Genomic DNA, 16,574 nt, shown 5'->3' with positions numbered 1-16,574 from the left:
GCCAGGTTCGGTGGCAGCAAGGTGTTGGTGTTAAAGCCGCCGCATTGAGTCTGATACGGGGAAAAACAAAGAAGAGAGACGGCAGAATGAACCGTCTCTCTGGCAAGAAGGAAAAATGCTTACTTCTTGGCCTTAGAAATTACTTATTTTCTCGGAATTGGAACTTCTCTTTCAGTTCCTTCTCGTATTCCTTCACTTCGATCTTGCCCATGTATTTGTTGACCAATGGATAGCCTTTTTTAGCCCAGCCTTCGATGCCGTCTTCAATTAAAAAGACGTTCTTGTAGCCGTACTTGTAGAGCAGGCTGACAAAATAGGTGGCCCGGTTTTTGCTGCGGCAAATCACCCAGATTTCTGAATCCGCATCTTCAACCTTCTTGGGTAGGGTATAGGCATGACCTGAGTCGAGATTGTTAGAATCCTGTATATGCCCAGCATCAAATTCAGACTCGGTTCTAATATCGATGATGATGGCCTTGCTTTTGCCTTCCTGGACTTCTTTCCATTTCGCATGCAGATCATCAACGCTCTTTACCTTGTCTTGAGGAATGGACTTTTTCACTTCTTCAAACACGGCTTTTTCGCCATCCTGAAGCGCGGAGGCAAACGCGAAGCCTGAGAAAGAAAGGGAAAAAGCCAGTGCTGCACAACAGAGGTTGCTTTGTTTCTTGTTCATGGTAATTCTCCTGTTATACGTTTTTATACAAAGGGAACAGAGAGTTTCTGCACCCTGGTCTTGATGTATTTGAGGGGCGGCGTGCCTGACCACTTGCAGGCCAGGTTCGGTGGCAGCAAGGTGTTGGTGTTAAAGCCGCCGCATTGAGGATATTTGGGATCGCCCTCCAAGCCGTAGTGGCCGCCAAAACCGCCTGCCGCTGCGATTACACCTTGGCGGATGTCCCAGGTGACTTTAGCAACGGCCTGAACTTCTGCCCACGGTGAAGCGACGATGATCTGCTCGCCATCAGCAATGCCGAGTTGTTTTGCATCCAACCAATTGAGCCAAACAGGATTGCTGCTGCACTGCCGCATCAAGGCCGGATTCCAACAGGTGGCGGTGTGTTCATGCTCGATCACCCGGAAGTAGCCAAGCAGCAGCGGATAGTCCGCATCCGGCTTGAGTTCGGGCCAGTCAGCGTGCGGCGGCAGGTAATCAGGCAAGGCATTCAGCCCAGCTTTTTCCGCCACAGGATTGATGAAGTTATATTTGCCGGTCACGCTGTTGCCGGATGAGCCATAACCTGGCGGCGGGTTGATCGAAGCCCATTTCTTGTATTTATAGAACTCCTGCGGGTCAGTAATGAAATAACCGCGCTGGCGCAGCTCCTCGAGCGTCACCTGCTGATTGCGGAGCTGGTTGCGCAGATATTCCTCCTCGTTCTGCCACGGGAAAAACTCGCCAAAGCCGAGCCGCTTCGCTAATTCGGTGAAAATCCAGACTGCTGGTCGCGATTCGTACAACGGCGGCACAGCCCGTTGGCCCAAAGAGATGAACGACTCATACATCCAGTCGGAAACCACCCGGCTCTGCTCAAGGTAGGTGCAGTCGGGCAGCACTACGTCGCACAGCTCGGCGGTATTGCTCATATAGCAATCAATAGCGCAGGAGAACTCTAGCCCCTCGATTGCCCGGCGCAGGCTCGGCTCTGAGCCGCTTGACATCACTGGATTGCCAAAATAGCAGAGCAGAGCTTTTAGCCGACCAGCCTGCACGTCCTGCTCAAAATAAGCAGGAATCCAACCGCTCCACAACCGCCCCGGATTGAGCTTGAATTTCTCGGCATTGTTGGGTGGCTTAGGCTGATTATCTGCCCAAGGCGAGGCCAGCTTGCGCTTGCCGATCAAAGCTGGGCCGCCCGGTGCATCAAAGGTTCCCATCAGGGCATTAAGGGCTTGCACTGCTTGGGTGGCATGAGTCGCATTCGGTACCTGAGCCACGCCAGTCCACGCCAGTGCCCCTGTGTGCGGCGCAGCAGCAGCGAATTCACGGGCCAGTCGTTCAATCGTTGCCGCAGGAACGCCACAGATTGCCTCAGCCCACTGCGGCGTGCGGGCCAGGCCGTCTTCTTCACCTAGCAGCCGCTTCTTGAATTCAGCAAAACCGTAGCACCAGTTCTCAGTGAACTCTTTGTCGTACAGATTCTCCGTCACAATCACATGACACATGGCCATCGCCATTGCCCCGTCTGTGCCGGGAAGGATTGGAACCCATTCCGTGGCTAACTGCGCGGTCTCGCAGCGGCGCGGATCAACCACCACCAGCTTGGCACCGTTCTTTACTGCCTGCTTGAGCAAATTGACCTTGCGCTGCCCAGCAGAAGTGACTAGCTCATTGATGCCGAAGAGTAGAATATACTGCGAATGGGCGTAATCCAGCCAAGGCCGTTTCTCACTGAAGCAATGTTCATTGGCCATGCGATTCGGATTATCGCACATTTGTCGGTGCGTGGTCTTATTCGGCGTGCCATAAGCCGCCATTAACGCATCGCTGCACCAATTGTTATAATCATTGCCCTGATGAAAGCCGACGGTCTTGGGATCAAAGCTCTTCAGCTTGGCAGCGACAAAATCAAGGGCTTCCTGCCACGAAGCTTTGCGGAAGCGGCCCTGCTCGCGGATCAGCGGCGTTTTCAGGCGGTAGGCCGAATAGGTATTTTTATGGGCATTGGCTCCTTTGATGCAAAGGCGTCCGCCGCCTTTGGGATCACCAGACAGCCCTTTACAGCCAGTGATCACCCCGTCCTTGACATTGACCTCTTGTCCACAAAGACCAAGGCAGACATAGCAGTGGGTCTTGACCGTTCTCTCTGCTTCTGGCTGCGCTGAACAGCCAAGAGTCAGTGTGACTAGGGAGTTCAAGGCGTTATCTAAGTCCAGAGCAGCAATCACTTGCCCAAGTTTGGCCAAGACCGTAGCCTGTCCCTCAAGTCCGGCCAGATAGGCACTGTCGCAGACCAACACCGCCTTGGTCAATTCCGCCAGTCCTTGATAAAACTCTGTTTTGGCTGAAGCTGCCAACATAGCACAGAACTTATCTGTCCACGTCAGCAGGCAATTGCAGAGAAAATCCGCTTGCAGCACCTCAGTGCCTGGCCTGCCAGCAAGATAGGCCATGAACTCCAGCTCTGTCGCGATATGATCTTCTAAATCCAGCCAAGTCGGATTCTTCTCCAAGCCGCTGTCGCAGTACATTTTCCGCACTTGCACGATTGGCTCCTGCATCACCAACGGCTCAGGGGCGAGATGACAGGAAGCATAGGGAAAGGCAGGGTTACAGCCTGCATTAAGAAACAGCTCGGCGTAGTCATGGCGCAACTCACGAAACACGACATCGAGCGGCGCAGACTGGAGAAACGCCATCATCTGGGCTAGGCTGGAAAACGGCTTTTCTTCAGAGACAGAATGCTCGTGTAATCTGCCGAGGTGCTCAATAACTTGACCTGCAAGCATTTTCTCCAGCAGCGGCAGGGAGATCTCATCCCGATAAAGAAGGGAAACAAAATGGTAGATAGCTGCCCGCGCCAAACTGATTTTATTGCCCATTATGGTTCTCCAAACACGGCCAACCTTGTTTCTTATTAACGAAAAAGCAGCGTCGCGTATAAATTGATTGCGAGATATAGCACAGTCGTTTATTTATTGTCAACTTATTTTCATCGTCAATATTAGGCGAAGATGCTGCATGAATACAGATGTATGAGAAAAGAAAGAATCATTCTTATTAAGCTATGTTTAATTCAATCAACCCAGGAGAGAGAAAGTGAGAAAAACAATGAAGGGGAGAGAGGTTATCATCCTACTGGCAACCGTTCTGATACTGCTGAACAACCCACCGTTGTTTTCTGCGGAGAACCAGGTGCCTGCCCAGCAGACGCAAGCAACAGCAACGGTTGGCAAGACAGATCTGCCAGGAAAATTAGGCGAAATCGTCGCTAAAACTCCGACCGGCACGGAGAAAGGCCAGATCAACCCGCAGGCAGAGAAAGGCTTTGCCGGGATACCAGGCGCGCCGCAAATCAATTACGTGGTCGCGTTCTTTTGGGCAGTTTGGGTAGGCTGGATCTTCGCCACTGTGGGAGCTTTTGGCGGGATTATGGCTGGAGTGGGCCATATGACCCTCTTTGCTCTTGGGGCCTATGCAGGTAGCTTTAAAGGAACGAATCCTGAGCTGAACAAACTGCTCACAGACACCATCCGGGCTTCCAATCAGTATTTAGTCGGCTTGGCTGCCTTGATCTCCACCTGGAATTTCTTTAAGATAAAACGGCTGGTCGTGCCCCTAGGAGCCACGCTGGGCTTAGGCAGTCTTGCTGGGGCCATGCTGATCACCTATTTCACTGCCGACAAGCTGAAGTTTGACCAATATCAGGGCTACTTCGGCATTCTTGTCCTGGTAATCGGTGCGATTATGCTCTATAGCACTAGCGAAGCGAGTCGTTCCAAAAAGAAAGCCACTGATGAGACCAGCAAGAAGCTACAGAAGCTGATGAAGGAGAAAGGTGAGACTGAAGGAATAAAAATGCTGTCTTCCAGTATCAGCGAAATTAGCTTTTCCTTCTATGGGGCAGAGTTTTCCTTCAATCCGCTGCTGGCCATGCTGGGCGGTGTGATCATCGCGGCGATCTCTGCCTTCCTCGGTGTGGGCGGTGGCTTCCTTTATGTGCCTTTCCTGACTGACATCATCGGCCTGCCGATGTATATTGTTGCCGGTACGTCGGCCTTAGCCGTTCTTCTCAGCATGATCTCCAGCCTTTTTACCCATGTGGTGATCAAAGGCACTTTCATTAGCTGGGGTTTGGTGGGTGTGGAGATGCTCGGGGTCTTTGTCGGCTCAATGATCGGCCCGAAGACGCAGAAGTACATCCCAGAAAAGTGGTTGAAGATCCTTTTCATCTTCTTGGCTATCTATGTGGGCATCGCTTATTTCAGCAAAGGCTTCTTTGGCCAGAGTTGGTTGCCGATGGGCTGACAGATTTGCTCTTGTCTTCCATATTCAGGAGTTCATCTGGGCAAGATGAACTCCAACCGCTTTTTGGTGAACGCATCTCCCTCTCAGTCCCTCTCCTCGCCCGTTCAACTCAGATCAGCAGTACCATATTTTGCGCCGCCTCCGGCTTGCCCAAGGCGTTATCATGCTTATGTAGCTCAAATGTAATCAAATAAGGAGGAACAAAGTGAAAAAAAACAGGAAGGGGAGAGCAGTGATCATCCTGCTGACAGCTGTGCTGCTTCTGCTGAACAGTCTGCCGCTGTTTTCAGCTGAAAAGCAAAACGCTGGCCAACAGCTAGAGCCGCAGACGCAAGCAACAACCCTTGTTGGCAAGCTGAATCTACCAGGAAAATTAGGCGAAGTCGTGGCCAAGACCCCGATTGGTATAGAAAAAGGGCAGATCAACCCGCAAGTGGAGAAAGGTTTTGCTGGGATACCAGGCGCGCCGCAAATAAACTATGTAGTCGCGTTCTTTTGGGCGATTTGGGTAGGTTGGATCTTTGCCACTGTGGGAGCATTTGGTGGCATCATGTCTGGAGTTGGGCACATGACGCTTTTTGCCCTTGGAGCTTATGCCAGTAGTTTTAAGAGTACCAATCCTGAACTGAACGCCCTACTCACTGACACTATCCGGGCCTCTAATCAGTATTTAGTCGGCTTAACTGCCCTGATCCTTACCTGGAATTTTTACCGGATGAAACGGCTGGTGGTGCCCCTCGGAGTCACACTGGGCGTGGGCAGTCTTTTTGGGGCCATGCTGATCACCTATTTCACTGCCGATAAGCTCAAGTTTGACCAATATCAAGGCTACTTTGGTGTCCTTGTACTCATCATTGGTGGGGTGATGTTTGCTGGGACAACACAACAGAGCCTGTCCAAGAAAAAGATCACTGAGGAGATGAGCAAAAAGCTGCATCAGCGGGTGAAAGAACACGGTACGACAGAAAGAGTGCACAATCTGTCTTCCAGCCTCAGCAAGATCAGCTTTTCCTTTTATGGAGCAGAGTTTTCCTTTAACCCTTTACTGGCCATACTCGGCGGTGCGTTCATCGCCGCAATCTCTGCCTTCCTCGGGGTCGGCGGTGGCTTCCTCTATGTATCCTTTCTGACCCACATCATCGGCCTGCCAATGTACATTGTGGTTGGTACGTCAGCCCTGGCTGTTCTTCTCAGTATGAGTGCCAGCCTTTTTACCCATGCAGTGCTCAAAGGCACCTTTATTAGCTGGGATTTGGTGGGCATTGAAATGCTTGGGGTCTTTGTCGGCGCAATGATCGGCCCGAAAACGCAGAAATACATCCCGGAAAAGTGGCTGCGCTACCTCTTCATCTTCTTATCTGCCTATGTTGGCATCGCTTATTTCAGCAAAGGCTTCTTTGGCCGGAGCTGGTTGCCGATGGGATGACGGATGCGCTTCCTTCTTCCCTGAAATTCCTTGCAATTCCAATCAGCCAGGGAGGAGTGCAGCTCGTTTACCAAGGAGTTTGGCTCGGCCAGAAAGGAGTTCTAATCGGCAGCAGAGGAGTTTTGCCAAGCACAACTCCTTTCCTAGTCGGCCAAATTCCTTTCCTAGTCGGCCAGACTCCTTTGTTACTCGGCAAAACTCCTTTTTGGCTTAACAGAATTCCTTTTCAGGTAAGCACAACTCCTTTCCTGCCGAGTAGCACTCCTTTTCAAGTAGGCAGAACTCCTCTTTGACCGAGCCGAAATTATTCGCCAGCACTCATGCCTTCTCTCCTTACATATTCCTCTTCACAGCTTAATATTTTCTGAACATTCATCCTTTCAAATAAATCCCCTGAAAGCCAGTTGGTTCAACACAAACCATTTTGAGGGAGAAAGTATGAAGAAAACTGGAACAGCGCAGCTCCTTGTCCTTGTTGCATTCTTGACTACAGCCATGAGCGGCCAGGACAGCTTGGCAAAGGAGACCATCTTACGCATTCATGGCTCCAACACCATTGGGGCGAAGCTCGCGCCCGATCTTGCCAAAGCCTTTCTGCTCAAATTGGGTGCGGAATCGGTCAAGCAGCTTGATCTCACCTCGGGTACAGAAATGGATATCGAAGGCCATTTTGCCGATAAGGAGCAGACCAAGGTCATTGAAATCAGGGCGCATGGCTCTTCAACCGCTTTCAAGGGACTGAAGGAAAAGCAGTGCGACATTGGTATGTCTTCTCGAAAGATCAAAGACAGTGAGGCGCAGGAACTCGCTGGGTTGGGTGACATGACTGGCAGTGCCTGTGAGCATGTGCTCGCAATGGATGGCGTGGCAGTTATTGTCAACTCCTCCAATGCTGCGGTGAGCAAATTGAGCTTTCCGCAACTTGCCGACATCTTTTCTGGCAAGCTCAAAAACTGGTCTGAATTGAGTTGGGGAAATGCGCCAATCAACATCCAGGCGCGGGATGAGAATTCAGGAACGCATGATACCTTCAAAGGTATCATTCTGGGGGAAAAGAAACTCGATGCCGCAGCCCAGCGGTGGGATTCCAACGAAAAGCTCTCTGATGCGGTCAACACCGATGTTCATGCGGTGGGGTATTGCGGCCTTCCCTATGTCAAGCACAATAAAGCCCTTGCCATTTCGGATGGTGGCCCAGCCGTGCGGCCCACGGTTTTTACCGTTGCAACTGAAGACTACCCGGTCAGCCGTCGTCTGTATCTCTATAGCCCTGCGGCACCGGCAAATGCTTATACTCAAGATTTCATCGAGTTCGCTTTGGCTTCAGATGGGCAAGAGTTGGTCAAGAAGCACAAGTTTGTCGATCTGACTATCTCTGCTGAGGATCACAAAATAGAAGTTGCGCCAGGAACCAATCAGAATTACCAGGTACTTTACAAATATCTGACTGGGGTGCGAGAAGCAAAACGGCTCTCGGCAAACTTTCGCTTCCAAGGCGAGGCCCTTGCCTTAGACAACAGGGCTGTTCGGGATGTGGAAAGGATCGTGGATTTCCTGGCCAGCAATAGAAACAAGGAGATCTTGCTCGCTGGATTCTCCGACAGCGCAGGCGACTCTTCCGGTGATCGCAAGATGCAGGGGCTGCCTGACAGTCAGGAAAGCTATGAAAAACATCTGGCCCTGTCCTGCAAACGGGCAGAGGTGGTGAAGGAAGAGCTAAGTTCGCGGGGCATCAAGGTGCGGGAACTGTTCTGCGTTGGCAGTGAGATGCCAGTTGCATCCAATAGCACTGCCTTAGGTCGGGAGAAGAATCGCCGCGTTGAGGTGTGGCTGAAATAAAGGCAGGAATTGATGAGCCGCGATCAGGCTCATCAATTTTTCATTCTGGCTGAATATATTTCTCATGATGGTCTGGTTCAATAGCAGACAGGTGAAGCGCAAGGCTAGCAAGCACGCAGCACCCCTTTTCAAAGGAGGATAAATCATGTCGGAACGGAATGAAAATGCGTTGGAACGCGCATTAGAGAAAGCGGCAAAGATCATTTGTACCTTGCAGTACGGACGCTGCCCGGTCAAAGAGGAACATTTCCCTGGCTGTCCCAGCGTGTGCAACGAAAATATCTTGCCGTGGCAGTGTTGGGTCTCCTATCTTCGCACCACGGCCAACCGGGCAACAGCCTAACGCTGTTGCGAAGACATCAGGACTAGGACTCCATGCAGGAGTTTCTGCCGCACAGAGAACGCGAGGCGGCAGAACTCTTGCTCATTCTCTTCTCCCTAAAGCGACGAATACAGCCGCCGTAACGCCGAAGCCTTAAAAACAGCGATCACCTCACTGCCAGGGCTGATCTCCAACTCCTCCACAGATTGCGGGACAATCTCCGCGATTAGAGTATTGCCCTGACAATCCAGTTCCACCCCTGCCAGCCAGTCAGTCTGATAGAGACGACGCACTGTGCAGGCCAGCATGTTGCGTGCGCTGGCGGCCTCAGGGTGTTTTTTAAACAACAGGATGTCTCTGGCCCCTAAAACAAACTGCCCAGCAGTCTGCTCATCGCTGTTTAAGCCAATCAAAAAGACCTTGCCCCACTGATAACGCCGCAGATTCCCCATTTCCTGCGGCCTGTCCAACTGGAGCAAGTTGCTGTAACCCTGCTCAATGCTGCCCAGGTTTACCCGCGCTAAGTCCTCTGTCAGCATGGTCTTTTCCGCCTGTCCATCCCGCATAATGAGCACCTCCTCCGTCATCAGGCGCAATTCCTGCAAGCTGTGGCTAATAAACAGCAGGGGGATGGAGAACTCGGCAAAGACGTTGCGCAGATAAGGTATGATCTGATACTTCAAAGCCCGATCAAGGCCAGACAAAGGCTCATCAAGAAGGATTAACTGCGGGCAAGCCAGGACTGTTCGGCCTAAGGCAACCCGCTGCCGTTCTCCCCCGGAAAGCCGATGAACGCTGCGCTCGAGCAACTCATCGAGCTGGAGTACACGAATGAGCTGGTCTGGGCTAATATTGCGCTGTAAGCGAGGCAAGCGATTCCTGCCATAGAACAGATTCTGCCGCACATTGAGGTGAGGGAAGAGACAACAGTGCTGAAAGACCACGCCCACCTGTCGCTCTTCTGGCAGGAGGTTAATTTTCTGCTTCTGATCAAACAAAACGCGGCCATTGAGCCGGACAACGCCTTTATCCGGCTGCAAAAGCCCGGCGAGCAGGTGCATCAGGGTTGACTTGCCACTGCCAGAAGGCCCAAACACCCCGCACTTATCTGACCTGAGCGTAAAATCAGCCTTGAACTGGAACGCCTCAAATCGTTTTTCCACAGCAACTTCGAGCAGCATACCTTTAACTCCGCTTGAGATGCCGGTTTGCAATCTCACCAACTAAGAGAACGGCAAAGGAGAGACAAATAGAAACGATGCAGAGAGCCAAAGCCTGCTTTTCGCCCCCTGGACTATTCGTGTATTGATAGATTGCCAGCGGGATGGTTTGCGTAACCCCTGGGATATTTCCGGCAAGAATCACAGTCGCGCCAAATTCACCCATACTACGGGCAAACATTAGCGTCATACCAGCCAGAACAGCGCGGCTGCACAGCGGAATAATGATGGTGCAAAGCGTATCCCACCAAGTTGCGCCCAAAGTACGTGCGGCCTGCACGTATTGACGATCAATCCCCTCCAAACCAAGGCGAATGGAACGGACAAGCAGAGGAAAACCCACCACCGCAGAGGCAATGATCGCCCCACGCAGCGTGAAAACAATCCGCACATCAAAGAGCAGCAGCAATTTCCCAAACCAACCCTTCCGACCAAAGAGCAGGAGGAGCAGATAACCCGTCACCACCGGCGGTAGAACCAGCGGCAGATTCACCAGACCTTCAAGCAGGGCTTTTCCGCGCATATTAGTCATCGCTAAAAGATAAGCAATCGCAAACCCAGCTGGCAGGGCCAGCAATGTGGCCGCAGCTGCTGTCTGTAAAGAGAGCTTAATGGCCAGGAGATCGTCGAGGGTGAAGAATAGCATGGATTATCCGTTTGTTGCGATAAGGATCGACAGGTTACTGAAAAAAATATTTGCCAATTTATGGGTAATTGTTTACTGTAGTTTCGTCAATTAAATTGATAATTAGCCTTTATCACTTGCCTTAGGCAAACACCAAAAATAAATTTCTGAAAATTATGGCAATTGAGCGTAGAAGTCTCTTTTGTGATGAATCGGAAACACATGCGCCAGTTTTTTATATTGGTGGCATTGAATGCTCTCAACGTCGAGCAGAAATATTAAGCAATAAAATTATTGCTCTGAGAAATAAAGAGAGTTTTCATCATGAGTTCAAATGGAAAAATATCGGAAATAACGAAAAATATATAAATTTTTACAAAAAATTTCTCGATATATTTTTTCTCGATGGTTATGCATCGATGCGTATAGTGCGATTTGATAAACAGGATCGGGATTGGAAAAACTGGTCTTCGAACGAAGATGAAAGATTCTTTAAATGTTATTATTGTTTCCTGATGAATATATTAAAACCATATGCGCGATACGATATACTCGTAGATGAAAAATCTATCATGAAGCCATATTACTGGAACTCTCTTTATTGGTCACTCACCAACAAATTCAAGGCTCGTGAAACAGAAACTGACTATCGCAACAAAAAAGTTGTAGAAAGCTTAAAACCAGTTGACTCAAAAACGAATGATTTAATCCAGCTCGTTGACGTTGCGATTAAGTCATTGATTTCGTCTCCGAAAGGGGATGGCAGGATGGAAATAGTAAACCATATAAAATCGTATAAAGATCAGACAAAATATGCCTCTGTCCATATTTCAGATTGGGTATTTGATGCTGGCAAAGTAAAGTTAAAAAAGCAATGAAAGAATCAAAAACTTGCTATACACATTTAGACAGATGGCTCAGTCACTGATTGACCTTCCATCCCTGTCTTTTTCAATTTTTCACCTCAAACCCGTGCTTTTCCAGGATCGCCTTGGCCTTTGCCCCGGTCAGATAGGCATAAAACTCCTTGGCCGCCGCGTTCTTCTCCCCTGCCTTGGTCATGAGCATGGGGTACTGAATTTCATCGTGCAGCGAATCAGCAACGGTAAAGAGCACCTTGACGTTTTTGGCAAGCAACGCATCAGTCATATAAACAAAAGCACCATCCACTTCCCCTTGATCAGCATACATCAGAGCTTGCCGGACATCATCGGTAAGAACTAATTTTTTATCCTGAGCTAATGCAGAATAAACGCTAGCTCGTTCCATTGCTTGCATGGCATATTGCCCAGCAGGAACACTCTTTGGATTTCCAATGGCAATGCGTTGAAGATCAGCCAGCTTTTCTAAACTTACAGCTGCGGCTTTGGGAGCACCAACAAAAACCAATTTGTTACCAGCAAAGATCGTTGCTGTTCCTTGCGCAGCTAATTGTTTTTCAGTAAGGTATGTTGTCCATTCAGGACTGGCAGAAATGAAGATATCTGCGGGTGCTCCTTGTTCAATTTGCTTGGCTAAAGCTCCAGAGCCACCAAAGTTGGGCAGAACTTGCCTGGCTTCAGCTTGTGGTTCCTTTGTATAAGAGGCAATGATTTCTTTGACCGCCTCAGTCAGACTTGCCGCAGCTGAGAGATGGACGGTTTCAGCTTGCAGGGCAGTTGCGAGCCAGAGAGGCAGCAGGGCGGCAGAGAGAATGATTTTCCAATTCATAGTAGTTTCCTTTGGGAGAAAAGAGAGAGCTGCTCTGGCTCATGCAAGATGAGGGCCAGTTCCTCAAACCAGAGAAAGAGGAAAGGCAAGCAGCTGAGTTATCAATAGACTCAACGCAGCAGAAGATCAAGGCCAACGAGGGGGACTGCGACAAAAAGGTGGCAGGCAGACAAAATAGTCTGCCCCTGAACAGAAGCGAGCGGAGTTCATCCTGCGCCGATGAACTCCTGCTCAGATCAAGAAAGCGGTTCCTGATGGCGAACGATATTGCCCTGGATTAAATAGATGACATCCTCGGCAATGTTCGTGGTGTGATCAGCTATACGCTCCAAATAACGCGACACGCTCAGGTAAGTCAGGAGCTGCGAAACATGCTGTGGTTGTCGAACCAGCTCCGCAGCGACTTTACGATAGACCTCTGCATGAATGGCATCCACCGCATCATCTGAGGCGCAGACCTTTGCAGCTAACTCCAGGTCCAAATTGACCACTGCGTCTAAGCACTGCTTGAGCATCTTGAGCACTGCTTGCGACATAAAAGTAAAATCAAAGGGGAACTCCACTGGCTCTTGCTCGACCAAGACGATAGCCCGCTCTGTGGCATCCACAGCCAGATCGCCGATGCGCTCCAGGTCGTTGTTGATCTTCAATACCGCAATGATCATGCGTAAATCAACCGCCATTGGTTGATGTAGAGCCAAGACCTTGAGGCACTCTTCTTCAAGATCCACCTCCATCAAGTCAATGGCCACATCCCCATCAATAACCTTCTGCGCCAGGTCTTTATCCCGGTTGACAATGCTCTTAATGGCGAGATTAACCTGCTCCTCGACGATTGCGCCGATAGCCAGCAGGCGTTTCTTGATCTTCTGTATTTTCCGATGCAGAATCATGCCGTGTGCTCTCCCTTGCTCGTGGCAGGCATGTTATAGTTTTCGCTCTTCAACAAACCATGCGACCCGCTGCCTGAGCTGCTCCCTGATCTGCCGGATGCGCTCCAGCTGCTCCGCATGACTGCCGGTCAGCTTGGCCGGATCATCGCAGGGCCAGTGCAGCCGCTCGGCCTGGCCGGGAAACAGCGGGCAGCGTTCGCCAGACGCATCATCGCAGACCGTGATCACATAGTCAAACGTTTTCCCCTGCCGGAGCAAGTCAAAGACATTGGTAACGGCATTGCCGCTGATGTCAATGCCGATCTCCTGCATGGTCTCGACCGCGAGCGGATTGAGCCGCCCGGCCTCAATGCCCGCGCTGGCCGCCTCGAAGCGTCCGCCGCCCATCTGCTTGAGAAAGGCTTCGGCCATCTGGCTGCGGGCGGAGTTGTGGATGCAGACAAAGAGGACTGCTTTTTTTTCTGCCATGATTTCCTCCATCAGCCGAAACGGCCTGTGATGTAATCTTCCGTCTGCTTCTGCTTCGGATTGGTGAACAGCTCTCTGGTCAAGCCGTATTCGACGATATGGCCTTTGTAGAAGAAGGCGGTGAAGTCGGAGATGCGGGCGGCCTGCTGCATACTGTGCGTGACAATGGCGATGGTGAAATTGCCCTTGAGCGACTCGGCCAGCTCCTCCACCTTGCGGGTGGCGACCGGATCAATCGCCGAAGTCGGCTCGTCCATGAGCAGGAGCTCCGGCTCCAAGGCGATGGTGCGGGCGATGCAGAGCCGCTGCTGCTGGCCGCCAGACAGCGCGACACCCGGCTTGTCGAGCTTGTCCTTTACTTCCTCAAAGAGCGCGGCCTTTTTCAGGGCCGATTCCACCCGGCCATTCAGCTCGCTCTTGGGCATCTTGAAATGGAGGCGGAGACCGTAGGCGACATTCTCAAAGACGCTGAGAGGGAACGGAGTCGGCTTCTGGAAGATCATGCCCACGCGGCGGCGCAGCTCGATCAGGTCAGTGCCGGGATCAAGCAGGTTCTTGCCGTCCAGCAGCACCTCGCCTTCGGCCCGCTGGTTGCCGTACAGCTCGAAGATGCGGTTGTAGATGCGGATGTGCGTGGATTTGCCGCAGCCTGACGGCCCGATGATCGCGGTGATCTTGCCCTCGGCGATGTCCAGGTTGTTCTCGAATAGTGCCTGCTGCGTTCCGTAATAGAAATTCAGATTGCGGGCGGAGATTTTGGCCGGAGCCGCCTCGTCCTCCTTGTCTTCCTCCCGGAAATGATGGAGGAAGGCATCAATCCGCACCTTGTCGTCATCATCCTCGCTGTCCTCGACCTCGGCGGCGCGGCGCAGCAGCCGCTCGGCGGCATCCGTGGCAGCAGTCATTTCTTTTTTCCTCCCACAATAATAAAACGCGCCGTCAGGTTGAGCAGCAGCACGGTGATGGCGTAACGCCGGATAGTGAACCGCCCCTACACGATGGGCAGATGAGCGGCAAACCGAAAAATGAGAAAGGATCCCTCTATGCCGCTTCAGCAATGCAAAGCGGCGATGAACTCATCCGCTGAAATACCTGCCTGCTTGAGGATGCCCGCCAAGGTGCCGGTTTTGAGTTCCCGATGGTTCGGGACAACGCAGCCGGAAGCTCCGCGCCGCAGGATGATGTGGCTGCCTCGCTGCCGTACAACTGAAAATCCCAGCCGCTCAAAGGCCCGGACTGCCTCTGCGCCTGACACAACCGGCAGTTTAGGAGGCATGAGGTGCAACCTCAAACGTGGTCAGGAAAGGACGGGTTGTTATGATTGCAGGGAATTCTTCAAGATACAGCTCGGCAGCCTCGCGCAGGTTGGCCAGAGCCTCCTCAACTGTCTCGCCCTGCGTTGTCGTGCCCGTCTCAGGATTGAACGCCACATAGCCGCCTTCAGGGGCAGCGGTCAGCACTGCGGAAAGTTCCATATGCTTCTCCTGTTCATCCTTGTTATGCGTCTGCGCTTAGGGCAGGCAAAGAAAACACTCTATCACAGAAACGGATTCAGTTCAAGGCGGCGGCTGAATCCGCCTGCCTATTCTGCCCGGCCTCTGTCAGGAAACAGTTAGGCGGCGATGAGTGTTTGAATAGACCTCTTGCATCAGCCGCAACCATCGTAGGGGCAAAAAATCTTTTGCCCTTGCTGGCATTGCCGTGCGGGTATAAGGGCGAAAGATTTTTCGCCCCTACATCGGACAGATGCTTGGCGCAGCCACGAAGCGTATGGATGAGAACTGCGCGGAAAAGAAAGGGCGCGGGCAGCCCTTACAGCACCGCTGTCACCGTGTTGCTCGGCCCGCTTTCGCCCGCCTTGTTGACGGCAATCACGCGGTATTCCCACTCTTTGCCGCGCTCCTGACTGTTGAGGGTGATCTCAGCTTCCAAGGCTGTGCCGACCATTGCCCATTCGCCGCCCGCCGCCTTGCGCCGCTCCACCCGGTAAAAGGCCGCCCTGCCGCCGTCCGGGGATTTCTTCCAGTCCAAAGTCAGCCAGCCCGGCCCGCCTCAAAGGAACGGGGCTGGCCCGGAACTTGCAGAGGGGTCGGCTCCGCCCTGCCGCCCCAGCCCAGAGCGGTCACGTTGTCCAAGAAGGCTTGCAGCTGCGCCGGGGTGAACGGCGGATTGGGAAAGTCCGGGTTGCCGGTCAGCCCGGCGATGATGTTCTGCACCAACGTCCTGATGTCCGCTTCTCGCTTTGGAAAACGTGCCATGACTGCCTCCTGCGCTGTTTTTTCTGGAACTTATTCAGGTTGAAACGCCGTGTTTGCAGCTGCAAACGCCTCGCGGAACGCTTGCCATGCCGCATTTCATGCTTTCCGGGCCTCATATCACGCTTGAAATGCCACGTTGCACGTTTGCTTTGCCTCACGGCAAGCGTGACATGCCGCGCAGCATGTTTGCCGAAAGGCTCGGAAAGCGTGAAATGTCACGCGGAACGCTTGCTTTGCCTCTCGGAAAGCGTGACACGTCACGTTGCAAGCGTGCCGTGCCGCAAGTGAAACGTGCTATGCCTCATGGAATGCTTGCTCCGCCGCGCCGGAAGCTGAAAATGACACGTTATCAACGTGCGATGCCGCAGGGAAAGCCGGATGCGCGCTGCGGCAAATGTGCAGTGCGGCATTTGCGCCCGCCTTTATAACTGCGCGGCATGAGCGTGAAACTGCCTGAACAGGCATGGTAAAAAGCGCGGCGGTTTTTGTCAACAGGAAAGAGGGGAAAAGTGGATCGTGCTTGTGACTTAACGTCACAAGTGCTCTAATCGGTCGTCAGCAGAAGTTATGGAAAGCAAATCATGCACGCTTGAGTGATACATTGATATTATTGATAATAATTTATTTTTTAAATAAATATTGACAAGTGATCGGGGAGGGGTGCGTAAAATTTGTTGCTTCACTTGCAACAAGAAGGATGGGTTGATATAGCCGCAGCGATATAAAATGATCAAGCAATCATTTTCATCCTATGAGTTGAATCTTATGGCCTATTCAGTAGATTTTCGCCGGAAAGTATTGGAAATCAAAGAACGTGAAGGTTTGAGTTTTGAGGAGGCGGCAG

At 51.7% G+C, this 16,574-nt stretch carries 18 protein-coding genes; 6 read left to right on the top strand and 12 right to left on the bottom strand.

Features of this window, described 5'->3' with window-relative positions; genetic code table 11:
* Positions 1-139: 139 nt before the first annotated feature.
* Complete coding sequence (locus tag ACNKIB_RS10585) at positions 140-676, bottom strand: rhodanese-like domain-containing protein (RefSeq protein WP_417910522.1); 537 nt, start codon at positions 674-676, stop codon at positions 140-142.
* 23 nt (positions 677-699) lie between these two features.
* A complete protein-coding gene (locus ACNKIB_RS10580) occupies positions 700-3,543 on the bottom strand; it encodes a molybdopterin-dependent oxidoreductase (RefSeq protein WP_417910521.1) in 2,844 nt (947 codons plus the stop codon).
* A gap of 217 nt (positions 3,544-3,760) precedes the next feature.
* Here ACNKIB_RS10580 and ACNKIB_RS10575 point away from each other — a divergent pair, with 217 nt between their 5' ends.
* From ACNKIB_RS10575 to ACNKIB_RS10560, 4 genes are all read left to right on the top strand, one after another.
* A complete protein-coding gene (locus tag ACNKIB_RS10575) occupies positions 3,761-4,969 on the top strand; it encodes a sulfite exporter TauE/SafE family protein (RefSeq protein WP_417910520.1) in 1,209 nt (402 codons plus the stop codon).
* A gap of 205 nt (positions 4,970-5,174) precedes the next feature.
* Complete coding sequence (locus ACNKIB_RS10570) at positions 5,175-6,395, top strand: sulfite exporter TauE/SafE family protein (RefSeq protein ID WP_417910519.1); 1,221 nt, start codon at positions 5,175-5,177, stop codon at positions 6,393-6,395.
* A gap of 438 nt (positions 6,396-6,833) precedes the next feature.
* Positions 6,834-8,234, top strand: coding sequence for a substrate-binding domain-containing protein (locus tag ACNKIB_RS10565; RefSeq protein ID WP_417910518.1), 1,401 nt, complete (start codon positions 6,834-6,836; stop codon positions 8,232-8,234).
* 145 nt (positions 8,235-8,379) lie between these two features.
* The gene (locus ACNKIB_RS10560) at positions 8,380-8,577 is read left to right on the top strand and encodes a hypothetical protein (RefSeq protein WP_417910517.1); all 198 of its coding nucleotides are present in this window, start codon (positions 8,380-8,382) and stop codon (positions 8,575-8,577) included.
* 95 nt (positions 8,578-8,672) lie between these two features.
* On the opposite strand, the gene modC is transcribed toward ACNKIB_RS10560, so the two are convergent.
* Both modC and modB read right to left on the bottom strand, forming a co-directional pair.
* Entirely contained in the window at positions 8,673-9,737 is a 1,065-nt protein-coding gene (modC, locus tag ACNKIB_RS10555) for a molybdenum ABC transporter ATP-binding protein (protein WP_417910516.1), read from the bottom strand.
* A 4-nt stretch (positions 9,738-9,741) separates the two neighbouring features.
* Positions 9,742-10,422 (bottom strand): molybdate ABC transporter permease subunit, encoded by a 681-nt coding sequence (modB, locus tag ACNKIB_RS10550; RefSeq protein ID WP_417910515.1) that lies wholly within the window; start codon positions 10,420-10,422, stop codon positions 9,742-9,744.
* A 155-nt stretch (positions 10,423-10,577) separates the two neighbouring features.
* Here modB and ACNKIB_RS10545 point away from each other — a divergent pair, with 155 nt between their 5' ends.
* Complete coding sequence (locus ACNKIB_RS10545; RefSeq protein WP_417910514.1) at positions 10,578-11,279, top strand: DUF3800 domain-containing protein; 702 nt, start codon at positions 10,578-10,580, stop codon at positions 11,277-11,279.
* 73 nt (positions 11,280-11,352) lie between these two features.
* On the opposite strand, the gene modA is transcribed toward ACNKIB_RS10545, so the two are convergent.
* The 8 genes from modA to ACNKIB_RS10505 all read right to left on the bottom strand — a co-directional run bounded on the left by modA (position 11,353) and on the right by ACNKIB_RS10505 (position 15,730).
* Positions 11,353-12,111: a molybdate ABC transporter substrate-binding protein gene (gene modA, locus ACNKIB_RS10540; protein WP_417910513.1), complete on the bottom strand. Its 759-nt coding sequence runs from the start codon at positions 12,109-12,111 to the stop codon at positions 11,353-11,355.
* Positions 12,112-12,347: 236 nt separating this feature from the next.
* Positions 12,348-13,004: a phosphate signaling complex protein PhoU gene (gene phoU / locus ACNKIB_RS10535; RefSeq protein ID WP_417910512.1), complete on the bottom strand. Its 657-nt coding sequence runs from the start codon at positions 13,002-13,004 to the stop codon at positions 12,348-12,350.
* Between the two features lie 33 nt (positions 13,005-13,037).
* Positions 13,038-13,472 carry an arsenate reductase ArsC gene (locus tag ACNKIB_RS10530; RefSeq protein WP_417910511.1) on the bottom strand — a complete coding sequence of 145 codons (435 nt, stop codon included), beginning with the start codon at positions 13,470-13,472 and terminating at the stop codon, positions 13,038-13,040.
* An 11-nt stretch (positions 13,473-13,483) separates the two neighbouring features.
* The gene (gene pstB / locus ACNKIB_RS10525) at positions 13,484-14,377 is read right to left on the bottom strand and encodes a phosphate ABC transporter ATP-binding protein PstB (protein ID WP_417910510.1); all 894 of its coding nucleotides are present in this window, start codon (positions 14,375-14,377) and stop codon (positions 13,484-13,486) included.
* A 146-nt stretch (positions 14,378-14,523) separates the two neighbouring features.
* A complete protein-coding gene (locus ACNKIB_RS10520; RefSeq protein WP_417910509.1) occupies positions 14,524-14,748 on the bottom strand; it encodes a type II toxin-antitoxin system HicA family toxin in 225 nt (74 codons plus the stop codon).
* Complete coding sequence (locus tag ACNKIB_RS10515; RefSeq protein ID WP_417910508.1) at positions 14,738-14,947, bottom strand: type II toxin-antitoxin system HicB family antitoxin; 210 nt, start codon at positions 14,945-14,947, stop codon at positions 14,738-14,740. Before ACNKIB_RS10515 ends, ACNKIB_RS10520 begins: the two co-directional genes overlap by 11 nt.
* Positions 14,948-15,284: 337 nt before the next feature.
* Complete coding sequence (locus ACNKIB_RS10510; protein ID WP_417910507.1) at positions 15,285-15,503, bottom strand: fibronectin type III domain-containing protein; 219 nt, start codon at positions 15,501-15,503, stop codon at positions 15,285-15,287.
* A gap of 2 nt (positions 15,504-15,505) precedes the next feature.
* Positions 15,506-15,730, bottom strand: coding sequence for a hypothetical protein (locus ACNKIB_RS10505; RefSeq protein WP_417910506.1), 225 nt, complete (start codon positions 15,728-15,730; stop codon positions 15,506-15,508).
* Positions 15,731-15,816: 86 nt separating this feature from the next.
* On the opposite strand from ACNKIB_RS10505, the gene ACNKIB_RS10500 reads away from it, so the two are divergent.
* Positions 15,817-16,158: a hypothetical protein gene (locus ACNKIB_RS10500; protein ID WP_417910505.1), complete on the top strand. Its 342-nt coding sequence runs from the start codon at positions 15,817-15,819 to the stop codon at positions 16,156-16,158.
* Positions 16,159-16,574 lie beyond the last annotated feature (416 nt).

The organism is Candidatus Electronema sp. PJ (assembly GCF_048287395.1).
Lineage (GTDB): Bacteria > Desulfobacterota > Desulfobulbia > Desulfobulbales > Desulfobulbaceae > Electronema.
Note: the sequence above shows the minus strand (reverse complement) of the source record. Positions and strands in the feature narration are given on the sequence as shown.